At 67.8% G+C, this 23,270-nt stretch carries 19 protein-coding genes; 9 read left to right on the top strand and 10 right to left on the bottom strand.

Annotated features, from left to right (window positions below; translation table 11 throughout):
* Window positions 1-266: 266 nt before the first annotated feature.
* The 6 genes from FNF32_RS04360 to mnhG are packed head-to-tail and all read left to right on the top strand — an operon-like array spanning window position 267 to window position 6,405.
* Window positions 267-3,290, top strand: a complete 3,024-nt coding sequence (locus FNF32_RS04360) for a monovalent cation/H+ antiporter subunit A (RefSeq protein ID WP_131673742.1) — start codon at window positions 267-269, stop codon at window positions 3,288-3,290.
* Window positions 3,290-3,634: a Na+/H+ antiporter subunit C gene (locus tag FNF32_RS04355; RefSeq protein WP_131673743.1), complete on the top strand. Its 345-nt coding sequence runs from the start codon at window positions 3,290-3,292 to the stop codon at window positions 3,632-3,634. The genes FNF32_RS04360 and FNF32_RS04355 overlap by 1 nt, the downstream gene beginning before the upstream one ends.
* On the top strand, window positions 3,631-5,292 hold the full coding sequence (locus FNF32_RS04350; RefSeq protein ID WP_246087683.1) for a monovalent cation/H+ antiporter subunit D: 1,662 nt from the start codon (window positions 3,631-3,633) through the stop codon (window positions 5,290-5,292). The genes FNF32_RS04355 and FNF32_RS04350 overlap by 4 nt, the downstream gene beginning before the upstream one ends.
* Window positions 5,289-5,774, top strand: a complete 486-nt coding sequence (locus tag FNF32_RS04345) for a Na+/H+ antiporter subunit E (RefSeq protein WP_131673744.1) — start codon at window positions 5,289-5,291, stop codon at window positions 5,772-5,774. The genes FNF32_RS04350 and FNF32_RS04345 overlap by 4 nt, the downstream gene beginning before the upstream one ends.
* Window positions 5,771-6,055: a K+/H+ antiporter subunit F gene (locus FNF32_RS04340; RefSeq protein WP_131673745.1), complete on the top strand. Its 285-nt coding sequence runs from the start codon at window positions 5,771-5,773 to the stop codon at window positions 6,053-6,055. Before FNF32_RS04345 ends, FNF32_RS04340 begins: the two co-directional genes overlap by 4 nt.
* The gene (gene mnhG / locus FNF32_RS04335; protein WP_131673746.1) at window positions 6,052-6,405 is read left to right on the top strand and encodes a monovalent cation/H(+) antiporter subunit G; all 354 of its coding nucleotides are present in this window, start codon (window positions 6,052-6,054) and stop codon (window positions 6,403-6,405) included. The genes FNF32_RS04340 and mnhG overlap by 4 nt, the downstream gene beginning before the upstream one ends.
* A 28-nt stretch (window positions 6,406-6,433) precedes the next feature.
* On the opposite strand, the gene FNF32_RS04330 is transcribed toward mnhG, so the two are convergent.
* Both FNF32_RS04330 and queF read right to left on the bottom strand, forming a co-directional pair.
* Window positions 6,434-6,754, bottom strand: a complete 321-nt coding sequence (locus tag FNF32_RS04330) for a YnfA family protein (RefSeq protein ID WP_131673747.1) — start codon at window positions 6,752-6,754, stop codon at window positions 6,434-6,436.
* A 7-nt stretch (window positions 6,755-6,761) separates the two neighbouring features.
* On the bottom strand, window positions 6,762-7,226 hold the full coding sequence (gene queF, locus FNF32_RS04325; RefSeq protein WP_131673748.1) for a preQ(1) synthase: 465 nt from the start codon (window positions 7,224-7,226) through the stop codon (window positions 6,762-6,764).
* 378 nt (window positions 7,227-7,604) lie between these two features.
* Between queF and FNF32_RS04320 the strand changes: the two genes are divergently transcribed.
* Window positions 7,605-8,207 (top strand): hypothetical protein, encoded by a 603-nt coding sequence (locus tag FNF32_RS04320; protein ID WP_131673749.1) that lies wholly within the window; start codon window positions 7,605-7,607, stop codon window positions 8,205-8,207.
* 204 nt (window positions 8,208-8,411) lie between these two features.
* Window positions 8,412-11,849, top strand: a complete 3,438-nt coding sequence (locus FNF32_RS04315; protein ID WP_131673750.1) for a pyruvate carboxylase — start codon at window positions 8,412-8,414, stop codon at window positions 11,847-11,849.
* A gap of 81 nt (window positions 11,850-11,930) precedes the next feature.
* Here the strand turns inward: FNF32_RS04315 and FNF32_RS04310 are convergent, their stop codons facing one another.
* The 5 genes from FNF32_RS04310 to FNF32_RS04290 all read right to left on the bottom strand — a co-directional run bounded on the left by FNF32_RS04310 (window position 11,931) and on the right by FNF32_RS04290 (window position 17,785).
* The gene (locus FNF32_RS04310; RefSeq protein WP_131673751.1) at window positions 11,931-12,980 is read right to left on the bottom strand and encodes an oligopeptide/dipeptide ABC transporter ATP-binding protein; all 1,050 of its coding nucleotides are present in this window, start codon (window positions 12,978-12,980) and stop codon (window positions 11,931-11,933) included.
* A gap of 127 nt (window positions 12,981-13,107) precedes the next feature.
* On the bottom strand, window positions 13,108-14,220 hold the full coding sequence (locus tag FNF32_RS04305) for an oligopeptide/dipeptide ABC transporter ATP-binding protein (RefSeq protein WP_131673752.1): 1,113 nt from the start codon (window positions 14,218-14,220) through the stop codon (window positions 13,108-13,110).
* A gap of 1 nt (window position 14,221) precedes the next feature.
* Window positions 14,222-15,145: an ABC transporter permease subunit gene (locus FNF32_RS04300; protein WP_131673765.1), complete on the bottom strand. Its 924-nt coding sequence runs from the start codon at window positions 15,143-15,145 to the stop codon at window positions 14,222-14,224.
* A 10-nt stretch (window positions 15,146-15,155) separates the two neighbouring features.
* Complete coding sequence (gene oppB / locus FNF32_RS04295; RefSeq protein ID WP_131673753.1) at window positions 15,156-16,073, bottom strand: oligopeptide ABC transporter permease OppB; 918 nt, start codon at window positions 16,071-16,073, stop codon at window positions 15,156-15,158.
* A gap of 101 nt (window positions 16,074-16,174) precedes the next feature.
* Window positions 16,175-17,785, bottom strand: coding sequence for a peptide ABC transporter substrate-binding protein (locus FNF32_RS04290; protein ID WP_143796492.1), 1,611 nt, complete (start codon window positions 17,783-17,785; stop codon window positions 16,175-16,177).
* Window positions 17,786-18,106: 321 nt separating this feature from the next.
* Between FNF32_RS04290 and FNF32_RS04285 the strand changes: the two genes are divergently transcribed.
* A complete protein-coding gene (locus tag FNF32_RS04285) occupies window positions 18,107-20,092 on the top strand; it encodes a DEAD/DEAH box helicase (protein WP_246087682.1) in 1,986 nt (661 codons plus the stop codon).
* Window positions 20,093-20,221: 129 nt separating this feature from the next.
* Here the strand turns inward: FNF32_RS04285 and FNF32_RS04280 are convergent, their stop codons facing one another.
* The 3 genes from FNF32_RS04280 to FNF32_RS15415 all read right to left on the bottom strand — a co-directional run.
* Entirely contained in the window at window positions 20,222-21,601 is a 1,380-nt protein-coding gene (locus tag FNF32_RS04280; RefSeq protein WP_131673756.1) for an L-cystine transporter, read from the bottom strand.
* A 580-nt stretch (window positions 21,602-22,181) separates the two neighbouring features.
* The gene (locus FNF32_RS04275; RefSeq protein ID WP_131673757.1) at window positions 22,182-22,979 is read right to left on the bottom strand and encodes a DUF1828 domain-containing protein; all 798 of its coding nucleotides are present in this window, start codon (window positions 22,977-22,979) and stop codon (window positions 22,182-22,184) included.
* Window positions 22,976-23,270 (bottom strand): hypothetical protein (locus FNF32_RS15415; protein ID WP_221930656.1); only part of this gene is annotated, 295 nt, incomplete at its 5' end. The genes FNF32_RS15415 and FNF32_RS04275, both read right to left, overlap by 4 nt.

The following is a 23,270-nucleotide window of genomic DNA, read 5'->3' as shown; positions in this document are numbered from 1 at the left end:
CACGCGGCCGTTCGGCTCCGGAATCGCCCCCTTGGGCAGGCCGCGCGCGAACACCCCGATGCGCGTCCGGCCATTTGCCGACGGCGGGCGCGCAGCCAGGGGGGTTGGGCCGCAGGTATCCCGCCGGCGCCCCGCCGGCGCGCGTTCCGCGCGGTCCTGCGTCCGCCCGCATGCCGGCCGCACCGCCCCCTGGGGCACCCGCGCCGCCCGAAACCCCGATGCCGGTCCCGCCGGCACCGCCCGCCGAAAGACTGCAAGCCGGACCCATGCTCGCCCAGACCCTCATCACCCTTCTGGTCGTCCTGCCCTTCGCGGGCGCGCTTGCGGCGATCACCATGCCGGTGTCGGCCCGCAACGGAGAGGTCGTGCTGGGCTGCGGGGTGATGCTCGCGGGGCTGATCGGGCTTGCCGCGCTGTTCGGGCAGGTCCAGGACGGCGGCGTTGTCACCCGCACGATCGAATGGGTGCCGTCGTTGGGGCTGAACCTGGCGCTGCGGCTGGACGGCTTTGCGTGGCTGATGCTGCTGCTGGTGTTCGGGATCGGCTTTCTGGTCGTGATCTACGCCCGCTACTACCTGTCGCCCGCCGACCCGGTGCCGCGATTCTACGGGCTTCTGCTCGCGTTCTCGGGCGCGATGGTGGGGCTGCTCGTGTCGGGCAACATCCTGCTGATGGTCGTGTTCTGGGAACTGACCAGCATCTTTTCCTTCCTGCTGATCGGCTACTGGCACCAGAGCGCGGGCGCGCGCGAAGGGGCGCGGACGGCGCTGATCGTGACCGGGACCGGGGGGATGGCGCTGCTCGCGGCGATGATCCTGCTGGGGCAGGTCGTGGGCAGCTACCAGCTGGACGACGTGCTGCGGGCGGGCGCCGTGGTGCGCGCCCATGCCTGGTACCCGTGGATCCTGGGGCTGTTCCTGTTGGGCGCGTTCACCAAATCCGCGCAGGTGCCGTTCCATTTCTGGCTGCCGAACGCGATGTCTGCGCCGACGCCGGTGTCGTCCTACCTGCATTCGGCGACGATGGTAAAGGCGGGGGTGTTCCTGCTGGTGCGCTTTTCGCCCGTCCTCGGCGGCACGCCCGCCTGGTTCTGGATCGTCGCGGGCACCGGCATGGCCACGCTGATGTTCGGCGCGCTGATCGCGCTGTACCGCAACGACCTCAAGGGGTTGCTGGCCTATTCCACGATCAGCCATCTGGGCCTCATCACCGCGCTTGCGGGGATCGGCAGCGGCGGGGCGATTGTCGCCGCGATCTTCCACATCCTCAACCACGCGATCTTCAAGGCGTCGCTGTTCATGGCCGCCGGCATCATCGACCACGAGACCGGCACCCGCGACATGCGAAGGCTGAGCGGGCTGCGCCGGCCGATGCCGCGCACCTCGGCGCTGGCGATCGTGGCGGCGGCGGCGATGGGCGGCGTGCCGCTGCTCAACGGCTTTTTGTCGAAAGAGATGTTCTTCGCCGAGGCCGCCGACTGGCACAACGGCACCTGGCTCGACAACGCGCTGCCCTACATGGCGACGCTCGCCAGCGTCTTTTCCATCGCCTATTCGCTGCGCTTCATCATGACCGTGTTCTTCGGCCCGCCCGCGACCGACCTGCCCAAGGAACCGCACGAGCCCGCGACCTGGATGCGGCGCCCGGTCGAATTGCTGGTCCTTTTTGTCTTGCTGGTCGGGCTGTGGCCCGCGGCCCTGATCGGTCCGGTGCTGCATGCGGGCGTGGTCGCCGTCCTTGGCGGCAACGTGCCGGACTATAGCCTCGCCCTGTGGCACGGCTTCAACACGCCCCTGCAGATGAGCCTGACGGCGCTGGCGCTCGGCACGTTCCTGTATCTGATCGCGGCGCCCAAGCTCCTTAACGCGAACGAGGCGCCGGGGCTGCTGGCGCGGCTGTCGGCGCAGTCGATGTTCGACCGGGTCATGCTGCTGCTGACGCGGAAATGGTCGCTCAGGCTTTATCGCCGGTTCGGGACGCGGCATCTTCAGGTGCAGATGCGGCTGGCGGTGCTGCTGGTGGCGGCGGGGGCGGCGATCGTGCTGGTCGGCGCGTCGCGGCTGAACCCGCGCGACCTGATGCAGAACTTCGACGCAAGCTTCGCGCTGCTGTGGTTCGGCGGCGCGGCCTGCGCGGTGGGCGCGGCGATCCAGGCCAAGTATCACCGCTTCGCCGCGCTGGCGCTGCTGGGCGGGGCGGGGCTGGCGACGGCCGTGACCTTCGCCTGGTTCTCGGCCCCCGACCTTGCGGTGACGCAGTTGCTCGTCGAGGTGGTGACGACCGTCCTGCTGCTTCTGGGGCTGCGCTGGCTTCCCAAGCGCCGCCAGGAGATTCCGGGCGATCTTGGCCTGCAGGCCCGCGCCCGGCGGACCCAGGACCTCGTCATCGCGGCGGTCTGCGGCACCGGGGTCGCGGCGCTGGCCTTTTCGGTGATGACGGCCGCGCCGGGGCTGACCATCGGCGACTGGTTCCGCCGCAACGCCTATGCCGAGGGCGGGGGCACCAACGCCGTCAACGTCATCCTGGTGGATTTCCGCGCCTTCGACACGATGGGCGAGATTACCGTGCTTGGGATCGTCGCGCTGACCTGCTACGCGCTCTTGCGCCGCTTCCGCCCGGCGCCCGAAAGCGTGGCCGTGCCCGACCAGCAGACGCAGGTCGAACTGCCGCCGATGAGCGCCGCCGAAGAGGCGTCCGACGCCCTGCGCGAGGCTGAACACCAACCCACCCGCCACGACGTGATGATGGCGATCCCGTCGGTCATCATGCAGTGGATGTTCCCCGTGACCATCGCCCTGTCGGCCTATCTGTTCCTGCGCGGCCACGACCTGCCGGGCGGCGGCTTTGCCGCGGGCGTCGCGTTCGCGGTGGCGCTGCTGCTGCAATACCTCGCCACGAACGTGCGCTGGATCGAGGGGCGGATCACGATCCTGCCGGTGCGCTGGATCGGCGCGGGGCTGCTGTTCGCGGCGGCGACGGGGCTTGGCTCGATCCTGTTCGGCTATCCGTTCCTGACCGCGCACGCGCAGTACGTCGCGATTCCGCTGATCGGCGAGGTGCCGGCCGCGACCGCGCTTCTGTTCGACATGGGCGTATTCGCGGTGGTGGTGGGCGCGACCGTGCTGATCCTGATCGCCATCGCCCACCAGTCGCTGCGCTCGGCGCGTCTGCGGGCGCGCGATGAAGCCGACGCCGCGGCGGTCGCGGGTCAAAGGCCGGTCGCGCCGACGCCGCCGGACCGGCCCGCGCCCTCACCCGCGGACGCGCCCCTTGCGACGGAGGATCGCTGATGGAACTCGTCCTGTCCGTGAGCATGGGCGTTCTCGTCGCCTCGGGCGTGTGGCTGATCCTGCGCCCGCGCACGTTCCAGGTCATCATCGGCCTGTGCTTGCTGTCCTACGGCGTCAACCTGTTCATCTTCGCCATGGGCCGCCTGGTCGAAGGCGCGGCCCCGATCATGCCCAAGGGCGGCTTCGTCGATCCCGACGTCTTTGCCGACCCGGTGCCGCAGGCGCTGGTCCTGACGGCAATTGTCATCAGCTTCGCCACGACCGCGCTGTTCCTGGTCGTCATCATGGCGTCGCGGGGCCTGACCGGCACCGACCATGTCGATGGATCGGAGCGCAAGCCGTGAACGGGGCCGCCGACATCGCGGGCAACCTGCCCGCCCACCTTACCGGCCAACTGCCGGTGCACCTGATCGTCGCGCCGATCCTCATCCCGCTGGTCGCGGCCGCGATCATGCTGCTCTACGACGAGCGGCGGCGGAAGCTGAAGCAGGGGATCGGCCTTGCAGCCTGCGGGTTGCAGCTGATCGTCGCGGTGGCGCTGATCCTGCACGCCAAGGACTCGACCGAGGCGGTCTCGGTCTATCTGCTGGGCGACTGGCCCTCGCCCTACGGGATCGTCCTGGTGCTGGACCGGCTGTCGGCCGTGATGCTGCTGCTCGGCTCGCTGGTGGCGCTGCCCGCGCTGATCTACGCGGGCGACCGCTGGCACCGGAACGGGCAGCATTTCGCGCCGCTGTTCCAGTGCCTGCTGATGGGCGTGAACGGTGCGTTCCTGACCGGCGACCTGTTCAACCTGTTCGTCTTTTTCGAGGTGATGCTGGCCGCGTCCTACGGCCTGCTGCTGCACGGGACCGGGCGGGCGCGGGTGGGCGCGGGGCTGCACTACATCGCGATCAACCTGCTGGCGGCGATGCTGTTCCTGCTGGGGGTTTCGCTGATCTACGGCGTCACCGGCACGCTGAACATGGCCGACCTCGCAAGGCGGGTGCCGCTTCTATCGGATGCGGACCGGCCGCTCATACACGCCGCAGCGGTGCTGCTGGCGGGCGCGTTCCTGATAAAGTCGGCGATGTGGCCGCTGTGCTTCTGGCTTCCCAATGCCTACAGCGCGGCGTCGCCGCCTGTGGCGGCGGTGTTTTCAATCATGACCAAGGTCGGCGTCTATACGGTGATCCGGCTCGGCCTTCTGCTGTTTGGCGGGTCGGCGGGCGCGTCGGCGGGCTTCGGGGCCGAGGTGCTGGTCGCGGGCGGGCTTGCCACCATCGCCTTCGGCATGGTCGGTGTCCTCGCCTCGCAGGATCTCAGCCGGATGACCGGCAACCTCGTCCTCGTCTCGTCGGGGACGCTGCTGAGCGTCGTGGGCCTTGCCATCGAATACGACAGCGCGGCAATGCTGTCGGGCGGGCTTTACTACATGTTCGCGTCCACCCTCGCGCTGTCGGGGCTGTTCCTGCTGGTCGAGCCGATCGGCCGCAAGGAAGGCGGGATCGCGGGCCTGCTGGCCGTCACCGCCGAGGCCTACGGCCTCGACCCCGAGGACGACATGGCGCCCAACGACGCGGGCCCGGTCATCCCGGGCGCGACGACGCTGCTGGGGATCGCGTTCGTGGCCTGCGTGATGGTGGTCGCGGGCCTGCCCCCCCTGCCCGGCTTCATGGGCAAGCTGTCGATGCTGACGGGCGCTGTGGAGGCCGCCGGAACGCAGCCCTTCATGTGGGGACACTGGCTGTTCGTCGGGCTGCTGATCCTGTCGGGCCTCGCCACCCTGATCGCGATGGTGCGCTGGGGCATCCAGAGCCTGTGGGCCGACGCCGAGGAGCCGCCGCTGCCCGCGGTCGAGATCCTGGCGGTGATGACGGTCGTGGCGACCCTGGCGCTGCTGACGATCGAGGCAGAGCCCGCGATCCGCTATCTCGACCGCACCGCCGAGGCGCTGACGCAGAACTCGGTCTATATCGGCAAGGTGATGAACGCCTTGCCGGTGGGGGAAGGTCACGAATGACCATGGTTCCCCACCCCCTCGTCTCGTTCGTGATCGCGGTGCTGTGGCTGATCCTGACCGGCGTCACGCCGGGGCAGATGGTGCTTGCGGTTCTGGTGGGCCTTGTCGCAGGCGCGGCCTTCGGCAAGCTCACGGCCGAACGGGTGCGGGTCCGCCGCCCCGGCCTGATGCTGCTGCTGGTGGGGCGGGTGTTTCTCGACATCATCCGGTCGAATTATCAGGTGGCCGGGCTGATCCTGACCGACGCGCGCGGCCGTCGTCGCAGGTCCGGCTTCGTGCGGATCACCCTGGACCTCACCAACCGCAACGCGCTGGCGATGCTGGCGATCATCATCACCTCGACCCCCGGCACCGCCTGGATCGAGCTTGACCCCGACGACAACGGGCTGCTGCTGCACGTCTTCGACCTGAAGCACGATCAGGACTGGTCCCGCGTCATAAAGACCCGCTACGAACCCCTGCTGATGGAGATTTTCCGATGACGGCCGCAACGGTCCTGTCCTGGGTGCTCGTCACGTCCCAGATCTGCCTTGTCAGCGCGCTGGTGCTGGCCGGGATGCGCGCGATCCGCGGCCCTCGCGCGCAGGACCGCGTGACGGGTCTGGATACGATGTATGTCTGCGCGATGCTGCTGATGGTCGTGACCGGCATGCGGCAAGGCACCCACTTCCTGTTCGAGGCGGCGCTGGTGATCGGGACGCTGGGCTTCGTCGCGACGACCGCGATGGCCAAGTTCCTGATGCGCGGCGAGGTGATCGAATGACCCACCTGGAACAGCTTCCCCCTTCGGTCGCGATCATCGTCGCGGTCCTGGTGGCGGTCGGGTCGGTGCTGACGCTGATCGGCGCGCTGGGGCTGATCCGGCTGGGCAATTTCTACGACCGGCTGCACGCGCCGACGCTGGGGACGAGTTGGGGCGCGGGCGGCATCCTGCTGGGGTCGGTCATCATGTTTTCGACCCTTGGATCGCGGCTGGTGGTGCCCGAACTGTTCCTGGGGCTGATGATGCTGGTGACGACGCCGGTCACGCTGATGGTGCTGGGCCGCGCGGCGCTGCACCGCGACCGCGCCGAGGGGCGGATCCCGCACGACCCGTCCGGCCCGGCGGGCTGACACCGGCGGCTATCCGGGCGGCCACCCGTCAGCCGCGCGGGCCAAGCAGGATCACCCCCGCGCCGACAAGACACAGCGCCGCCCCCGCAACGTCGGCGCGGTCCGGCCGCGCGCCTTCGACCAGCCACATCCAGCCCAGCGACGCGCAGATGTAGATGCCGCCATAAGCCGCAAAGGCACGCCCGGCAGCGCCAGCGTCCACCCGCGTGAGCAGCAGCGCGAAGACGATAAGGCATCCCGCGCCCGGCAGCGTCCACGCCCAGTGTCGCCCCAGCCTGAGCCACGCCCAGAAGGCAAAGCACCCCGCGATCTCGGCCACCGCCGCGGCGGCATAGACGGCAAGCGTCACCGCCCGCTCAGCCCCGCCCGCGATAGGGCGGCACGCCCTGGTCGGGGATCCAAACGTCGGCGGGCATCGCCCCGGTCTGCCAGAACACGTCGATCGGGATCCCGCCCCGCGGATACCAGTAGCCGCCGATCCGCAGCCAGCGCGCCTCCAGGAACCCGGCGATCCGGCGGCCGATGGATACCGTGCAGTCCTCGTGAAACGCGCCGTGATTGCGGAACGCGCCCAGATAGAGCTTGAGCGACTTCGACTCGACCAGCCAGTCGCCGGGAACGTAGTCGATGACGAGATGCGCGAAGTCGGGCTGCCCGGTCATCGGGCAGAGCGACGTGAACTCCGGCACGGTGAAGCGGACGTTGTAGGCGATGCCCGCCTGCGGATTGGCAACCCGCTCGAGCACCGCGTCATCGGGCGAGGCGGGCAGCGCGGTCGCCTGCCCCAGCTGCGTGAGATTTGCGTAGATGCTGTCGGTCATGGGCGTCCTTTCGATGCGGCGGGGTCGGTGGGCAAGCTTTCGCCTGCTTGAGCGCGATGTCATGGCATGGACACGATCCATGAACCACGTAGCAGGTATAGCGATGGTGACGACAGCAACAGCGAAAACGGCTGTGGGGCAGTCGCCGGTGCCGGCGGCAGGGATGCGTTTAAGGTCTGCCGACCCCATCGGTTGTGTTCCGTTGTCCTCGCCACGCGGAGCAGTCGATCTTCTTGGACCGAAAGCTTGGGAATGACCGTTCAGGAGTCGATTGTTCTTAATGCGCCGACTTCAGTCACGAGGCACTCGAATGACCAACGGTATTTACACGTCAGAGATGCAGCTTACTGCTGAAGCCCTTGAAGTAATCGGCCAGCAATGATCCCGACCTTCGCCATCCGCTACTCGCTCAGGTTTGGCCTACAGCCCGTCAACGTTTTGACCGAAGCAAAAGCTCGCGCTCTCCATTTGCGCGGCGAGCAGTACGTCATCCTCTTCGGCGATCCAGAGAATCCCGCTCTTAGTTTTACGGTGAGCGAGGAGAGACGTCCCGGAACACGCATGATTAAGGTCGACTTCTTCCGAGACCTTGAAAGAACCTGCACCTACTTCGTAAACGCCAATCCTGCCATGACTGGGCAGGCTGGCCTCCTGCTCACCGAATATCATTCACTTGCTGGAAACGATGGACTGCGGTTCTACAGCCTCTTCGTCTCAGACGTCTACGTGAACGGCGACCTGCCGACGCTCACCTTCGACGAGATTGGAAGCGGGGGAGAGAGCCACGCCATCTCGGTTCCCATTGACGACTTCTTCCTCGGCCCCTTCCCGGACTTCGACGAACTCGCATCCGGGCGCTTCCTCGCCCGCCTGCCGAAGATCACGGTGCCGCCCAGGGAACTGTGGACCGACTACATCCCGCAGTCCGTCCGCACACCCAAGACCCCCAAGCGCACCCCCATCGGCCATTTCCCGTGGTAAGCCGCCGCCGCTGACGTCGCGCAAGCGAAGCGCTTCGCCGCGCATCGGCGCATGCCGGTGTTGCATGCGCCGCGCGGATCGCGAACATGCCGCGCAGACCGGGGTTCCCGTCCGCGCCGCCCGGGCGCGACCGGGATCCGGGCAAGCGACTGGACACCCCGAACGGGCGGCGCCCTGCCCCCGTCTGCCCGAAAGCCCGCGACCATGAAAACCTTCGACAAGATCCTCATCGCCAACCGGGGCGAGATCGCCATCCGCGTGATGCGCGCCGCCAACGAGATGGGCAAGAAGACCGTCGCAGTCTACGCCGAAGAGGACAAGCTGGGCCTTCACCGCTTCAAGGCGGACGAGGCGTACCGGATCGGCGAGGGGCTGTCACCGGTGGGCGCCTATCTGTCGATCCCGGAAATCATCCGCGTCGCCAAGATGTCGGGCGCCGACGCGATCCATCCGGGCTACGGCCTGCTGTCGGAAAACCCCGATTTCGTGGATGCCTGCGACGCCGCCGGAATCACCTTCATCGGCCCCCGCGCGGACACCATGCGCGCGCTCGGCGACAAGGCGTCGGCCCGCCGCGTGGCGGTCAAGGCGGGCGTTCCCGTCATTCCCGCGACCGAAGTTCTGCGCGAGGACTTCGACGCGATCCGGGCCGAGGCCGAGGCGGTGGGCTATCCGCTGATGCTCAAGGCGTCCTGGGGCGGCGGCGGGCGGGGGATGCGGCCAATCCTGAACGCCGACGAACTGGAATCGAAGGTCCGCGAGGGCCGGCGCGAGGCCGAGGCCGCGTTTGGCAATGGCGAGGGCTACCTGGAAAAGATGATACAGCGCGCGCGCCACGTCGAGGTTCAGATCCTCGGCGACAAGCACGGCCAGATCTACCACCTGTTCGAACGGGACTGCACCGTGCAGCGCCGCAACCAGAAGGTCGTCGAGCGCGCCCCCGCACCCTACCTTTCCGCCGAGCAGCGCGCCGAAGTGTGCGAGATGGGCCGCCGCATCTGCGCCCACGTGAACTACGAATGCGCCGGCACCGTCGAGTTCCTGATGGATATGGACAGCGGCAGGTTCTACTTCATCGAGGTGAACCCCCGCGTCCAGGTCGAGCATACCGTCACCGAGGAGGTGACCGGCATCGACATCGTGCAAGCGCAGATCCTGATCGCCGAGGGGCGGACGCTGGCCGAGGCGACCGGGATGGCGTCGCAGGCCGACATCGGCCTGCGCGGCCACGCGGTCCAGTGCCGCGTGACGACCGAGGACCCGCAGAACAACTTCATCCCCGATTACGGCCGCATCACCGCCTACCGCACCGCGACCGGCATGGGGATCCGGCTGGACGGCGGCACCGCCTATGCCGGGTCGGTCGTGACCCGCTACTACGATTCGCTGCTGGTCAAGATCACCGCCTGGGCGCCAACGCCCGCGCAGGCGATCGCGCGGATGGACCGGGCGCTGCGCGAGTTCCGCATCCGCGGCGTGTCCACGAACATCGAGTTCGTGATCAACCTGCTCAAGCACCCGACGTTCCTCGACAACACCTACACGACCAAGTTCATCGACACGACGCCCGAGCTGTTCGCCTTTGAACGCCCGCAGGACCGGGCGACCAAGATCCTGACCTACGTCGCCGACATCACCGTGAACGGTCACCCGGAAACGGCGGGCCGGGTCAAGCCGCCCGCCGACCTCAGGACGCCCAAGGCACCGCCGCCGCAGGCGCAGATGCGGCCGGGCACGCGGCAACTGCTCGAGGAACGCGGGCCCAAGGGCGTGGCCGACTGGATGAAGGAACAGAAGCGCCTTCTGATCACCGACACCACCATGCGCGACGGGCACCAGTCGCTGCTGGCGACGCGGATGCGGTCGATCGACATGATCCGCGTGGCGCCCACCTACGCCTCGGACATGGCGGGGCTCTTTTCGGTCGAATGCTGGGGGGGTGCCACCTTCGACGTGGCCTATCGCTTCTTGCAGGAATGCCCGTGGCAGCGCCTGCGCGACCTGCGCGAGGGCATGCCCAACATCATGACCCAGATGCTGCTGCGCGCGTCGAACGGCGTCGGCTACACCAACTATCCCGACAACGTCGTCCAGTCCTTTGTGGCGCAGGCGGCGGCGTCTGGGGTGGACGTGTTCCGCGTCTTCGACAGCCTCAACTGGGTCGAGAACATGCGCGTCGCGATGGACGCCGTGATCGCGGCCGACAAGGTCTGCGAGGCCACGATCTGCTATACCGGCGACCTCTTGGACCCCGACCGGGCGAAATACGACCTGCGCTACTACGTCGGCATGGCGAAAGAGCTCGAGGCCTCGGGCGCGCATGTACTGGGCTTCAAGGACATGGCGGGGCTGCTGAAGGTCCCGGCCGCCCGCGTCCTCTTCAAGGCGCTGAAGGAAGAGGTCGGGTTGCCGATCCACTTCCACACCCACGACACCTCGGGCGCGGGCGCGGCCACGCTGCTGGCGGCCGCCGAGGCGGGCGTGGATGCCGTGGACGCGGCGATGGACAGCTTTGCCGGCGGCACCTCGCAGCCCGCGCTGGGGTCGATCGTCGAGGCGCTGCGCTTCACCGAGCGCGACACGGAACTGGACATGGCGACAATCCGGTCGCTTTCGACATACTGGGAACAGGTGCGCCAGCAATACGCGGCCTTCGAGTCCGGCAACCAGGCGCCCGCGTCCGAGGTCTATCTGCACGAGATGCCGGGCGGGCAGTTCACCAACCTCAAGGCGCAGGCCCGCAGCCTCGGGCTGGAGGAACGCTGGCCCGCGATCGCGCAGGCCTATCACGACGCGAACCTGATGTTCGGCGACATCGTCAAGGTCACGCCGTCGTCCAAGGTCGTGGGCGACATGGCGCTGATGATGGTGTCGCAGGGGCTGACCCGCGCGCAGGTCGAGGACCCGGGCGTGGACGTGGCCTTCCCCGACTCGGTCGTGGACATGATGAAGGGCAATCTGGGCCAGCCGCCCGGCGGATGGCCCCAGGGGATCCAGGCCAAGGTCCTGAAGGGCGAGCCTGCCCTGACCGAGCGGCCCGGCAAGGGGCTGGCCCCCGTGGACATCGAGGCGGTGCGGGCGACCGCGCGCGAGGCGACCGGCGCCGATCTCGATGACGAGGACCTGAACGGCTACCTCATGTATCCCAAGGTCTTTACCGACTACGCGCAGCGCCATGCGGCCTACGGGCCGGTCCGTACGCTTCCCACCCGCACCTTCTTCTACGGGATGGAGCCCGGCGAGGAGATCTCGATCGAGATCGATCCCGGCAAGACGCTGGAACTGCGGTTGCAGGCGGTCGGCGAAACCTCGGACGAGGGCGACGTGCGGGTGTTCTTCGAACTCAATGGCCAGCCGCGCGTGATCCGGGTGCCGAACCGGCTGGAAAGGGCCAAGACCGTGGCGCGCCCAAAGGCCGCCGACGGCAACCCCGCCCATCTGGGCGCGCCGATGCCGGGGTCGATCGCCTCGGTTTCCGTGCAGGCGGGGCAGAAGGTCAAGCCGGGCGACCTGCTGCTGACCATCGAGGCGATGAAGATGGAAACCGGGCTGCACGCCGACCGCGCGGCGACGGTGAAGGCGCTGCACGTCGCGCCCGGCACGCAGGTCGATGCCAAGGACCTGCTGGTCGAACTGGAATAGGCGCGAGCTGCCGGCCAAAGGAAAAGGCCCCGTTCCGGCAAGGAACGGGGCCTTTCCGATTTGGCGTTCGGGTAAACAGGCTCAGGCGGCCGCCTCGCGGTGGGCGTCGATCTCGGTTGCGGTCAGCGGGCCGGGGAAGTGGCAGGCGAAGCGGTGCGCGTGCGCGCCGTGCCGCCCGCCCGTCAGCGCCGGAACCTCGGCCGCGCACAGGGGTTGCGCGCGCGGGCAGCGGGTGCGGAACACGCAGCCCGACGGCGGCGCCAGGGGCGACGGCAGGTCGCCCACCAGCGGAATGATCCGCTTGGCGCGCTCGCGCGCGGGATCGGGCACCGGCACCGCCGACAAGAGCGCCTGCGTATAGGGGTGCTGGGGGTTGGCATAGACCTCGTCCGCGCCTTCCAGTTCCATCACCTTGCCTAGGTAAAGGACCATCACCCGGTCGCTGATGTGTTTCACCACCGACAGGTCGTGGGCGATGAACACGAGCGCAAGACCCAGGTCGCGCTGCAGGTCGTCCAGAAGGTTGATGACCTGCGCCTGGATCGACACGTCGAGCGCCGACACCGGCTCGTCGCAGATGATGAGCTTGGGCTCGACGATGAGGGCGCGGGCGATCCCGATCCGCTGGCACTGCCCGCCCGAGAACTCGTGCGGATAGCGGTTGATCTGGTTCGGCAGCAGGCCCACGCGGTCCATCATCTGCTTGACGCGCAGCTTCACCTCGTCGCGGGACAGGCCCTTGCGGTGGGTCGTCAGCGGCTCGGCGATGATCTGGCCCACGGTCATGCGCGGGTTCAGGGACGCGAGCGGGTCCTGGAACACCATCTGGATGTCGCTGCGGTAGCGCAGCATCTGCCGCGCGCTGAGCGACAGAAGGTCGGTTCCGTCCTGCCAGATCGCCTTGCCGGTGGCGGGGACGAGGCCGATCAGCGCCCGCGCGAGGGTTGACTTGCCGCAGCCGGATTCGCCCACGATCCCCAGCGTTTCGCCGGGACGGATCGTGAAGTCCACGCCGTTGACCGCGCGCAGGTGGCGCGGCGGCGTCCAGGGCATGTCGCCGTCGCGGCGGATGTCGAAGGTCACGCGCAGGTCGCGCACGTCGAGAAGCGGTGCAGAGGTGCCGTTGGTCATGGGTGACGGTCTCCGTTCAGGGGGCGTTCGGGCCCGGCGGCGGGGCGGCAGCCCACCCGCGCGCAGGGTCCGGCGAAAAGGCGCGGCGCAGTCGCGGGTGCTGTCACGGGCGCAGTTACAGGCGCAGTCACGGGCGGCGTCCTTCGGGCGTGACGCCGGCGCTGCCCGCGCCCGCGACGGCCGCATCGGGCAGCGCGTTGGTCAGATCCGGCGCCGTCGTCTCAAGCAGTTCCGCCGCTGCGGGTTCCGGCATCTCGACCACGGGCGGGGGACCCGCCATCACCCGCTCGATCTCGGCGTAGCACGCGCGCGAGCGGCCCGGCTCGAACGTCACCAGGGGCGGCATCGCCTGATGGCAGACGTCCATCACATAGGCGCAGCGCGGGGTGAAGGGGCAGCCCGCCGGCGGCCGGGTCATGTTGGGGGGCGAGCCGGGGATGGCCGACAGGCGCGACCCCCTCTGGTCCACCCGCGGGATCGCCGACAAAAGCCCCTGCGTGTAAGGCTGGGTCGGCGCGGCGAACAGCGGATCGACCGGCGCGCGTTCCAGCGTGCGCCCGCCATACATGACCATCACCCGCTCGCACGACCCGGCGACGACGCCAAGATCGTGGGTGATGAGGATCATCGCCATCCCGAAGTCGCGTTGCAGGTCGTCCAGCAATTCCATGATCTGCGCCTGCACCGTCACGTCGAGCGCGGTGGTGGGCTCGTCCGCGATCAGAAGGTCCGGCCGGCACAGCAGCGCCATGGCGATCATCACCCGCTGGCGCATGCCGCCCGAGAACTCGTGCGGGTGCAGCTTCACGCGGCCGCGGGCGTCGGGAATCCGCACCGCGTCCAGCATCCGCACGGATTCTGCGACCGCCGCCGACTTGCCCATGCCCTTGTGCAGCATCAGCACCTCGGCCATCTGGTCCGACACCCGCATGTAGGGGTTCAGGCTGGTCATCGGGTCCTGGAACACCATCGCGATCCGCTCGGCCCGCAGCTTCGACAGCGTGCGGGCGGGGGCGTTCAGGATTTCCTGCCCCTCGAACCGGACCGACCCGGTGGCGGTGCCGTTGCGGGCCAGAAGCCCCATGATCGCAAAGGCGAGCTGGCTTTTGCCCGAGCCGGATTCGCCCACGATGCCCAGCGTCTCGCCCCGCTCGACGTCAAGGTCGATGCCGTTCACGGCCTTCACCTCTCCGTCCGGGGTGGCGAAACGGACGTTCAGGTCTTTCACTTCAAGCAGCATCTCAGCGATCCTTCGGGTCCAGCGCGTCGCGCAGCCCGTCACCGACGAAGAAGAACGCAAACAGGGTGATGACAAAGAAGAACAGCGGGAACAGCAGCTGCCACAACGTGCCGTAGTTCATCGTCTTGGCGCCTTCGGAAATCAGCGCGCCCCATGAGGTCAGCGGCTCCTGCACGCCGAGGCCCAGGAACGACATGAAGCTTTCCGTCAGGATCATCAGCGGGATCAGCAGCGTCGCATAGACCGCGACGACGCCCAGAAGGTTCGGGACGATGTGGCGCAGGATGATGCGCCAGCCGGGAACGCCGGTGGCGCGCGCAGCCTCGATATACTCGCGGTTCTTCAGGGTCAGGGTCTGGCCGCGCACGATCCGCGCCATGTCCAGCCACGAGATCAGGCCGATCCCCAGAAACAGCAGCCACATCGAGCGGCCGAACATCACGAGCAGCAGGATCAGCACGAACATGTAGGGGATCGACATCAGGATATCGACGGCCCGCATCATGATCTGGTCGGTCCGCCCGCCGGAAAAGCCCGAGACGGCGCCGTACAGCGTGCCGACGACGACCGCGATCGCGGCACCGACGATGCCCACCAGCAGCGACACGCGGGTGCCCTGCACGGTGCGCGCGAACAGGTCGCGACCCAGCTCGTCCGTGCCGAAATAGTGCCCGCTTTCGATCGATGGCTGGCCCTTTTCGGCCACCATCCCCATCACGTTGAAGTCGAGGTCCTCGTTGTTCCAGGCGGCCAGATGCTGGCCGAACAGCCCGAACGCCAGCACCAGCAGCAGGACGATCAGCCCCGCCACGGCGGCCTTGTTGCGCAGGAAGCGGCGGCGCGCGTCGGCCCACGGGCTGCGGCCCTGAACCTCTTGCGCGTTCAGCGAATCGCCAAGGCGTTCGATGGCTTCGCGGTCGATCATGGTCATGGCGTCAGTACCTGATCTTGGGGTCGATCCACGCGTAAAGCACGTCGACCAGCAGGTTGAAGAAGATCGTCAGCGCGCCGACGAGGATCGTGATCCCCATCATCACGGCGTAATCGCGCGACAGGGCGGAATCGACGAAGCTGCGCCCGATCCCGCCGGTGGAGAAGTACATGTCCACGACGACCGAGCCCGTGATCATCGTCACGAACAGCGGCCCGAGGTAGCTGATGACCGGCAGCATCGCCGGTTTCAGCGCGTGGCGCATGATGACCGCGCGCTCGCTCAGGCCCTTGGCGCGGGCGGTGCGGATGTGGTTCGAGCCCAGCACCTCCAGCATCGACGAACGGGTCAGCCGCGCGATCGAGGCCATGTGCGACAGCGTCAGCGCGATGATCGGCATCACCCAGTAGGGCCAGCCGCCCCAGCCGCCGCCGGGCAGCCAGCGCAGCCACAGCGTGAAGACGAGGACCAGGATCGGCGCGATCACGAAGTTGGGCAGCACCTGCGCCCCGATCGACACGCCGACGGCCGCCGTGTCGATCCACGTGTTGTGGCGGATCGCGGCGACGATCCCCAGCATCACGCCGAACAGCACCGACAGGGTGAACCCGATCGCGCCGTAGGTCAGCGTCACCGGAAAACCCTGCGAGATGATGTCGTTGACCGAAAGGTCGGGATAGATGAAGCTCGGCCCGAAGTCGAACCGGGTGACGATGCCGACGATATAGGTCCACATCTGGACGATCAGGGGCTGGTCAAGCCCGTACTTGGCATCGAGGTTCGCCAGCACCTGCGGCGGCAGCGCGCGTTCCTGCGTGAACGGCCCGCCGGGTGCCGAGTGCATCAGGACGAATGAAATGATGATGAGCAGCAGCAGGGTGGGTATCGCCACCGCGAGCCGCCGCAGAATGAATCCGAACATCTGGGTCTCGCCTGGATGAGATCCGAAAGGAATGACAAGGGTCCGGGGCGCGCTTGCTCTCGCGCGCGCGCCCCGGCCGTCATGTCACGACATCGATCGCGTTACTGTTCGACGCGATAGAAGTCCTTGGCGTACCAGTCGTTCATCGGGTTTTCCAGGGGAACGCCCTTGATCGCCGGGTTGCGCATCGCAACCGAGGCGTAGTTGTAGACGAACACGCCGGGAACCTCGTCGGCCAGGATCGCCTCGGCCTTCTTGTAGTCCTCGGCGGGGTTCTCGGCCGTCTTGGCGTGATCCAGCGCCGCGTCGTAGTCGGCGTTGTTGAACTTGCCCTCGTTCTTGCCGGTCGAGCGGAAGTAGTCGAGGAAGGTCGACGGCTCGTTGTAGTCGGCGCACCAGGCGTAACGCGCCATGTCGAAGTCCTGGTTCTGCATCTTGTCGGTGTGGACCTTCCACTCGACGTTGTTGAGCGTGACGTTCACGCCCAGCTGCTTGTAGAACTGCTGCGCGGCCACGGCGATCTTCTTGTGATCTTCCGAGGTGTTGTACTGCAGCGACAGCGCCAGCGGCTTGTCGGGGCCGTAACCGGCCTCGGCTAGCAGCTCCTTCGCCTTGGCGGTGCGGTCTTCCTGGCTCATCGCGGCCCACTGGTTTTCCGGCTCGGCAAAGCCGTCCATCGCCCAGTGCGTCCAGGTCCAGGCGGGTTTCTGGCCGCCCTGCAGGATGTTGTTCACGACGATGTCGCGCTGCATGCCCAGAGCCAGCGCCTGCCGCACGCGCTTGTCCTTGAGCGCCTCGGGCCCCTTGTCGCTGAGGTTGAGGATGTAGGCGTAGGTGCAGGCCTTGGGCGACACGGTGGCCGCGTCCGGGTATTCCTTTTCAAGGCGCGGATACTGGCCGCCCGGGATCTCGGTATAGTCCAGCTCGCCGGCCTGGAAGCGCGTGAGCGCCGCGTTCACGTCGCTGACGGTGGTGAACTTCAGGTCGGTCAGGATGGTGTTCGCGGCATCCCAGTAGGTGTCGCTTTTCTTCAGCGTCAGCTGCACGCCCAGGTCGTGGCTGACCAGCGTGAACGCGCCGTTGCCGACCAGCTTGCCGGGCTGGGTCCAGTTGTCGCCCTCGGCCTCGACGACCTTCTGGGGAACCGGGAACAGCGAGGCGTTGGTCAGCATCTTGAGGAAGTAGGGCGTGCCCTGGGTCAGCGTCACTTCCAGCGTGCGGTCGTCGACGGCCTTGACGCCCAGCTGGTCGGCGGGCTGGTCACCCTTCACCACTTCGCTGGCGTTGGCGATGTTGGCCAGTTCCGCGAACCACGCGTATTCCGACGCGGTGGCCGGGTCGGCCAGGCGGCGCCAGGCGAAGACCACGTCGTTGGCGGTCACGGGATCGCCGTTCGACCACTTGGCGTCGCGCAGCTTGAAGGTGTAGACCTTCTTGTCGTCGCTCACGGTCCAGCTTTCGGCGAGGCCCGGGATGATCGCGCCCTTGGCGTCCTGGCTCGTCAGACCCTCGAACAGCTGGTTGATGACGTCCGAGCCTTCGCGGTCGGTGTTCTTCTGCGGGTCGAGCGTCTTGATCGCGTCCAGCAGCCAGTAGTTGTAGCTTTGCTGCGCGGCCAGCTTCTCGCCCGGCGCGGGCGTGGCGGCGAGCGCCGGAAGCGTCGGGACGGCGAGGATGGCGGCAAGCGCCGTGGTCAGGAAAAGCTTGGTCATGCGGGTCCTCCGAATTGTGTGTGCGACGCCCCCCAGGCGTCAAACTGGGGCGAACGTGACGCAAATCCGACAATCGGTAAAGCATGTTGACGCTATCGGCCGCGGCAAGGCGGCGCGGAGCCGCCCAGCCGGTCCCGCGCGCTAGCCTGACCAACGCGATTTTTCCATTGTTTGCCGGGGTTTCCTTGACATTGCCGGGCCACGTCCCCTAGTTGGCCCCTTCGGCACCGGATGACCGGGTCGGCGGGCAACAGGGGCCTGCCGCAAGGGGATGGCGCCATCACACGGATGCGCGCATCCCCCTTTGCATTGGCAAGACACATGACCGAACCGACCCTCGGCGGGATGATTCCCGCGCCGCTGGCGGCCGCACTCGCGGCGCGCGGCTATGACGACCTGACCCCCGTACAGAACGCCGTCCTCGCGCCCGAGGCGGCGGGGCGCGACCTGCTGGTGTCCGCACAGACCGGGTCGGGCAAGACCGCGGCCTTCGGCCTTGCGATGGCCGCCGACATCCTGAACGGCGATGCGCTGCCCCTGCCCGGCCTGCCCGCCGCGCTGGTGATCGCACCCACGCGCGAACTGGCGCTGCAGGTCGCGCGCGAACTGGCATGGCTTTACGCCGGGGCCGAGATCGCGACCTGCGTCGGCGGCATGGACTACCGGACCGAGCGCCGGGCACTGATCCGCGGCGCGCAGATCGTCGTGGGCACCCCCGGCCGCCTGCGCGACCACATCGACCGCGGCAGCCTGGACCTGTCCTTCGTACGCGCCTGCGTGCTGGACGAGGCCGACGAGATGCTGGACCTCGGCTTCCGCGACGATCTTGAGTTCATCCTTGGCGCGGCGCCCGCCGACCGGCGCACGCTGATGTTCTCGGCCACCGTCCCGCCCGCGATCGAGAAGCTGGCGCAGACCTTCCAGCGCGACGCGCTGCGGCTTGTGACGCAGGGCGAGGCCCGCCAGCACGGCGACATCACCTATCGCGCGATCAGCGTGACCGCGCGCGACCGCGAGAACGCGATCTTCAACCTGCTGCGCCTGACCGAGGCCAAGACCGCGATCGTCTTCTGCAAGACCCGCGCCAACGTGAATCACCTGCTGGCGCGGCTGGGCAACCGCGGCTTCGGCGCCGTGGCGCTGTCGGGCGAACTCAGCCAGCAGGAACGCACCCACGCGCTGCAGGCGCTGCGGGGCGGCCGCGCGCGCGTCTGCGTGGCGACCGACGTGGCCGCGCGCGGGATCGACCTGCCGGGGCTGGAACTGGTGATCCATGCCGACCTGCCGACGAACCCCGAAACCCTGCTGCACCGTTCCGGCCGGACCGGCCGCGCGGGCGCCAAGGGCGTGTCGGCGCTGATCGTGACCCCCGCCGACTACAAGAAGGCGCAGCGCCTGCTGCAAGGCGCCAAGGTCAGCGCCGAATGGGGCACGCCCCCCACCGCCGACGAGGTCCGGGCCGAGGACGACCGCCGGATGCTGGACGACCCGGCGCTTCTGCAGGGCGTGGGCGACGAGGCCGAAGCCGCCGCCGCCCTGATCGAGCGCTTCGGCGCCGAACACGTCGCCGCCGCCTTCATCCGCCTGTGGCGCGAGGGCCGCCCCGCGCCCGAAGAACTGGCCGATCCGCCTGCCGCGCCGTCCGACCAGGCCCCGCGCCCGCGCGGCGAGTTCGGGGATGCGGTGTGGTTTTCGCTGTCGGTGGGTCACACCGGGCGGGCCGAGGCGCGCTGGCTTCTGCCCAAGATCTGCGAGGCGGGCGGGATCTCGCGCGATTCCATCGGCGCGATCCGCGTCCGCCAGGACGAGACTTTCGTCCAGATCGCGACCGCCGACGCACCCCGCTTCGGCCAGGTGACGGAACTTGAGGCGGGCCTTGTCATGACCCGCATGGCGGGCGAGCCGATGCTTGACCGCCCTGCCTCCAGGACCGGCAAGCCCGCCGCCAAGGGCTCGGGCAAGCCGTGGCCGAAAAAAGCGGCCGAGCGCCGCCACCCCGACACCGACGGAGCCCCCCGCCCGGAGCGGACGGAGCGCCCCGCCCGACCCGCCCGGGCCGAGCAGGCCGAGCGCCCCGACCCGGCAGAACGCCCCGCCCGCCCCCGCACGAACGCCCAGCCCGACGACCGCAAGGGAAAACCCGCGCGCAAGGCCGGGGCCGATTTCGCCGCGCCCGACCGCCCGAAAGGCTACAAAAAGGCGGGCCCGACCGAAGGTGGTCCGGCCGGGACGCGCAAACCCCGCAGCGCCACCCGGCCGGCGACCGGTCCGACCGGCAAGCCCAAGGGCAAGCCGCGGAAGTTCTGATCGGGATAGGCTGGACAGGACCGGCTGATCCTGCGGCCCCTTACAACCGAAAACGGCGCCCGCATTGACGAGCGCCGTTTCCCTTGACACGGGCGACCTCCGCCCGCGCCGTTCCATTGCCTGCCGTCGTCAGGCGGTCAGCAACTCGGCATCCTCGGGCGATTGCAGGATGCCGCGGTCGGTCTGGCCCATCAGCTGCGACGTCACCGTTCCGGCGGTCATCGCCCCGCTCACGTTCAGCGCCGTCCGGCCCATGTCGATCAGCGGCTCGATCGAGATCAGCAGCGCGACCAGCGTTACCGGCAGCCCCATCGCGGGCAGCACGATCAGCGCGGCCAGCGTGGCCCCGCCGCCCACACCCGCGACGCCTGCCGACGACAGCGTGACGACGCCCACCAGCATCGCGAGCCAGCCCAGGTCGAACGGGTTGATCCCAACGGTCGGCGCGACCATCACCGCCAGCATCGCCGGATACAGCCCCGCGCAGCCGTTCTGGCCGATCGTGGCACCGAACGAGGCCGAGAACGACGCGATCGTCTGCGGCACGCCAAGGCGGCGCATCTGCGTCTCGACGTTGAGCGGAATCGCCGCCGCGCTGGACCGGCTGGAGAACGCGAAGGTCAGGACCGGCAGCGACTTGCGGAAGAACGCCGCCGGGTTCACCCCAACGCCCGCAAGGAACAGCGCATGCACCACGAACATGATCGCGAGCCCGATATACGACGCCACGACGAAGGTCCCGAGGTTCAGGATGTCGGCCGCGTCGGATGTGGCCGCCATCTTGGTCATCAGCGCCAGCACGCCGAACGGCGTCAGCGCCATGATGATCCGCACAAGCTGCGTGATCCAGCTTTGCAGCGTGTCGATCAGCGCAAGCAGGCTGCGCCCCTTTTCCGCGTCGCGCCGGACGAGCCGGATCGCCGCGACGCCCAGGAACGCCGCGAAGACGACGACGGCGATGATCGAGGTCGGGCTGGCACCCGTCAGCTCGGCAAAGGGGTTGCTGGGGATGAAGGACAGCACGATGTCCGGCACGCTCAGGTCGGCCACCTTGGGCGCCTGCACGTTCTGGATCGCCTCGAGCCGCGCGGTTTCGGCGGCGCCCTGCACCAGCCCCTCGGCGCTCAGGCCGAAGGCCAGCACCAGCGCGATGCCGACGGCGGCGGCGATGGCGGTCGTCACCAGCAGCGTGCCGACCGTCAACGTCGCGATCCGCCCGAGCGAACTTGCGTCGTGCAGCTTTGCCACCGCGTTCAGGATCGCCACGAACACCAGCGGCATGACCACCATCTGCAACAGCTTCACGTAGCCGTTGCCGACAATGTTGACCCACTCGATCGTGGTCGAGGTGGTGGCGCTGTCCGGTCCGTGGATCATCTGCAACACGATCCCGAACACCGTGCCCGCGACCAGCGCGGCAAACACGCGGGTGGACAGCGTGCGATCTCGAAGCTGCCAGATCAGGAACAGCAGGACCGCGAATGCGATCAGGTTCAGTAATATACCCATCGGTCGATCTTTCTGAGGAAGCAGCAGGAGAGTAGTCACGCGGCCGCGCGGCGGGAAGGTCGGGGGCGAGGATAAGACGAGGCTGCCGCGGCGGGGGCCGACATGAGGACGGGTGTTTCGGCGGTACTGGAGGAATGCGGAGGGTTTTCGTTGTTCTGGTGTGAAGGCGGAAGAATCGATCCGCGACCCACTGGTTGCGGCGCGCGCCCCGAGGCAGGAGCCGCAGGCAAACCTCTCGTGGAATTCTAAGAACGCGCCAAGGCGTTCCCTAGTTGAGAGGCGAGCGCTGCGATCGACCTTGATACATATGCCGGCGCTATCAAAGCTGCTGAGGCGGCTGCTTGCCAAGATGAACCAGTCACGCTCGTCGCGCGCGTAAGCGCTTGGACGAACGATCTGCTGTGGACCCCGACGCGCAACTACTGTCGTGACGGGGGACAGCATCGACGGCGGAGGGCGCGTAGGCAGGACCGGCGTCCTCGCTTGCTACTGCTAAAACCGCAGAAATTCGCTTCGACGCGACATGCATAAGAAAGCCCGTCCATGAGGGCGGGCTAGAGCAGCTGGACTGTTAGTTAGCTCAGTGCATGATCGGGTGACGTGGATTTCCAGCGCCAGCTAGCGCCAAGACCCGATCCACCCATTCCGCATCGTTGCCATCCACGATAGCCATTGGCAGGCCCTTGTTCGTCGCTGTGTTGAACCGACTCTCGCTCACGCGGCCGCGGCGCCGATCCACGACGGCCACGACCGGAGAATCGTTACGGTCACTCGACTGGTAATCGACGAGGGCATCCAGAAGCCGTAGGTCGCCCCCGGCAGCGTAGACACGCGCCGCCCGGATTCCGGTCGCGCGGTTGCGCAGGGTGATGTCAGGTGTAGAGCCGCCCCGGCCTTGGTTCTCCTCGTCCAAGGCTAGACTATCAGGCAAGTGGCCGGCCAGCTCGCGCCGAACATCATCGGCAAACGAAGCGGCTACATTCTCGCGGCTGAGAAGGGCAAGGTCGCGCGTTCGGATCATGGCAGATACGAAACGGAGAGCCGCTGGGCCAAGGCTGGATGCCTCCACGCTATCTGACCGGATCGACAGATCCTCGAGGTAGCACAGCCCCTCGTCCCTGAGGATCCCGCGCAACAAGCCGTCCCGAACCGGTGACTTCAGGTCGAGGCCAGCGGCAACGGCATTGGGCAGCGTCATGCCATCATCTTCGAGGTGGAATCGACCATCTGCATCAGCGATCAGGTAGAACGACAGCAGGTCCCCGTCGGGCAGCATAAATCCTGTGGTGATCGCGTAGCCGGCCGGGACCGGCGCGACGTCGAGTAGCGTGCAGAATGCATTCCTCAATGCAGCGCTGATGGCGGCTATCTCGGTCACAGGAACAGTTCCTCTTGTTCTGCCGGGAGATCGACCCGAAAAAAATCACAAGCAGACATGAAAAACAGGGCTTTTGTCCACGACAGGCGCCGACGTCGGCGTCGACCGTGGTCTGGGATAGTGTATGTCATCATGACGGACTCGGCACCCGTCAAATCATCGTTTGTGTCGCAGTTGGCGTGAATGTGCAGCCCCCCCTGACTGCCCGGCTGATCGTAAGCGCGAGGTCGTTGCCCTATGCGGCGATGCTTGACGGCTGGTTGAAGCGCCAGGGCATGAGGTCCTCGATGG

The organism is Paracoccus marinus, assembly GCF_007018965.1.
GTDB classification, from domain to species: Bacteria; Pseudomonadota; Alphaproteobacteria; order Rhodobacterales; family Rhodobacteraceae; genus Paracoccus; species Paracoccus marinus.
Note: the sequence above shows the minus strand (reverse complement) of the source record. Positions and strands in the feature narration are given on the sequence as shown.

Coding starts and splice junctions, on each gene's coding strand:
- FNF32_RS04360 (WP_131673742.1), top strand. CDS start 267: ATGCTCGCCCAGACCCTCATCACCCTTCTGGTCGTCCTGCCCTTCGCG.
- FNF32_RS04355 (WP_131673743.1), top strand. CDS start 3,290: ATGGAACTCGTCCTGTCCGTGAGCATGGGCGTTCTCGTCGCCTCGGGC.
- FNF32_RS04345 (WP_131673744.1), top strand. CDS start 5,289: ATGACCATGGTTCCCCACCCCCTCGTCTCGTTCGTGATCGCGGTGCTG.
- FNF32_RS04340 (WP_131673745.1), top strand. CDS start 5,771: ATGACGGCCGCAACGGTCCTGTCCTGGGTGCTCGTCACGTCCCAGATC.
- mnhG (WP_131673746.1), top strand. CDS start 6,052: ATGACCCACCTGGAACAGCTTCCCCCTTCGGTCGCGATCATCGTCGCG.
- queF (WP_131673748.1), bottom strand. CDS start 7,226: ATGACCGACAGCATCTACGCAAATCTCACGCAGCTGGGGCAGGCGACC.
- FNF32_RS04320 (WP_131673749.1), top strand. CDS start 7,605: ATGATCCCGACCTTCGCCATCCGCTACTCGCTCAGGTTTGGCCTACAG.
- FNF32_RS04315 (WP_131673750.1), top strand. CDS start 8,412: ATGAAAACCTTCGACAAGATCCTCATCGCCAACCGGGGCGAGATCGCC.
- FNF32_RS04310 (WP_131673751.1), bottom strand. CDS start 12,980: ATGACCAACGGCACCTCTGCACCGCTTCTCGACGTGCGCGACCTGCGC.
- FNF32_RS04305 (WP_131673752.1), bottom strand. CDS start 14,220: ATGCTGCTTGAAGTGAAAGACCTGAACGTCCGTTTCGCCACCCCGGAC.
- FNF32_RS04300 (WP_131673765.1), bottom strand. CDS start 15,145: ATGATCGACCGCGAAGCCATCGAACGCCTTGGCGATTCGCTGAACGCG.
- oppB (WP_131673753.1), bottom strand. CDS start 16,073: ATGTTCGGATTCATTCTGCGGCGGCTCGCGGTGGCGATACCCACCCTG.
- FNF32_RS04290 (WP_143796492.1), bottom strand. CDS start 17,785: ATGACCAAGCTTTTCCTGACCACGGCGCTTGCCGCCATCCTCGCCGTC.
- FNF32_RS04285 (WP_246087682.1), top strand. CDS start 18,107: ATGACCGAACCGACCCTCGGCGGGATGATTCCCGCGCCGCTGGCGGCC.
- FNF32_RS04280 (WP_131673756.1), bottom strand. CDS start 21,601: ATGGGTATATTACTGAACCTGATCGCATTCGCGGTCCTGCTGTTCCTG.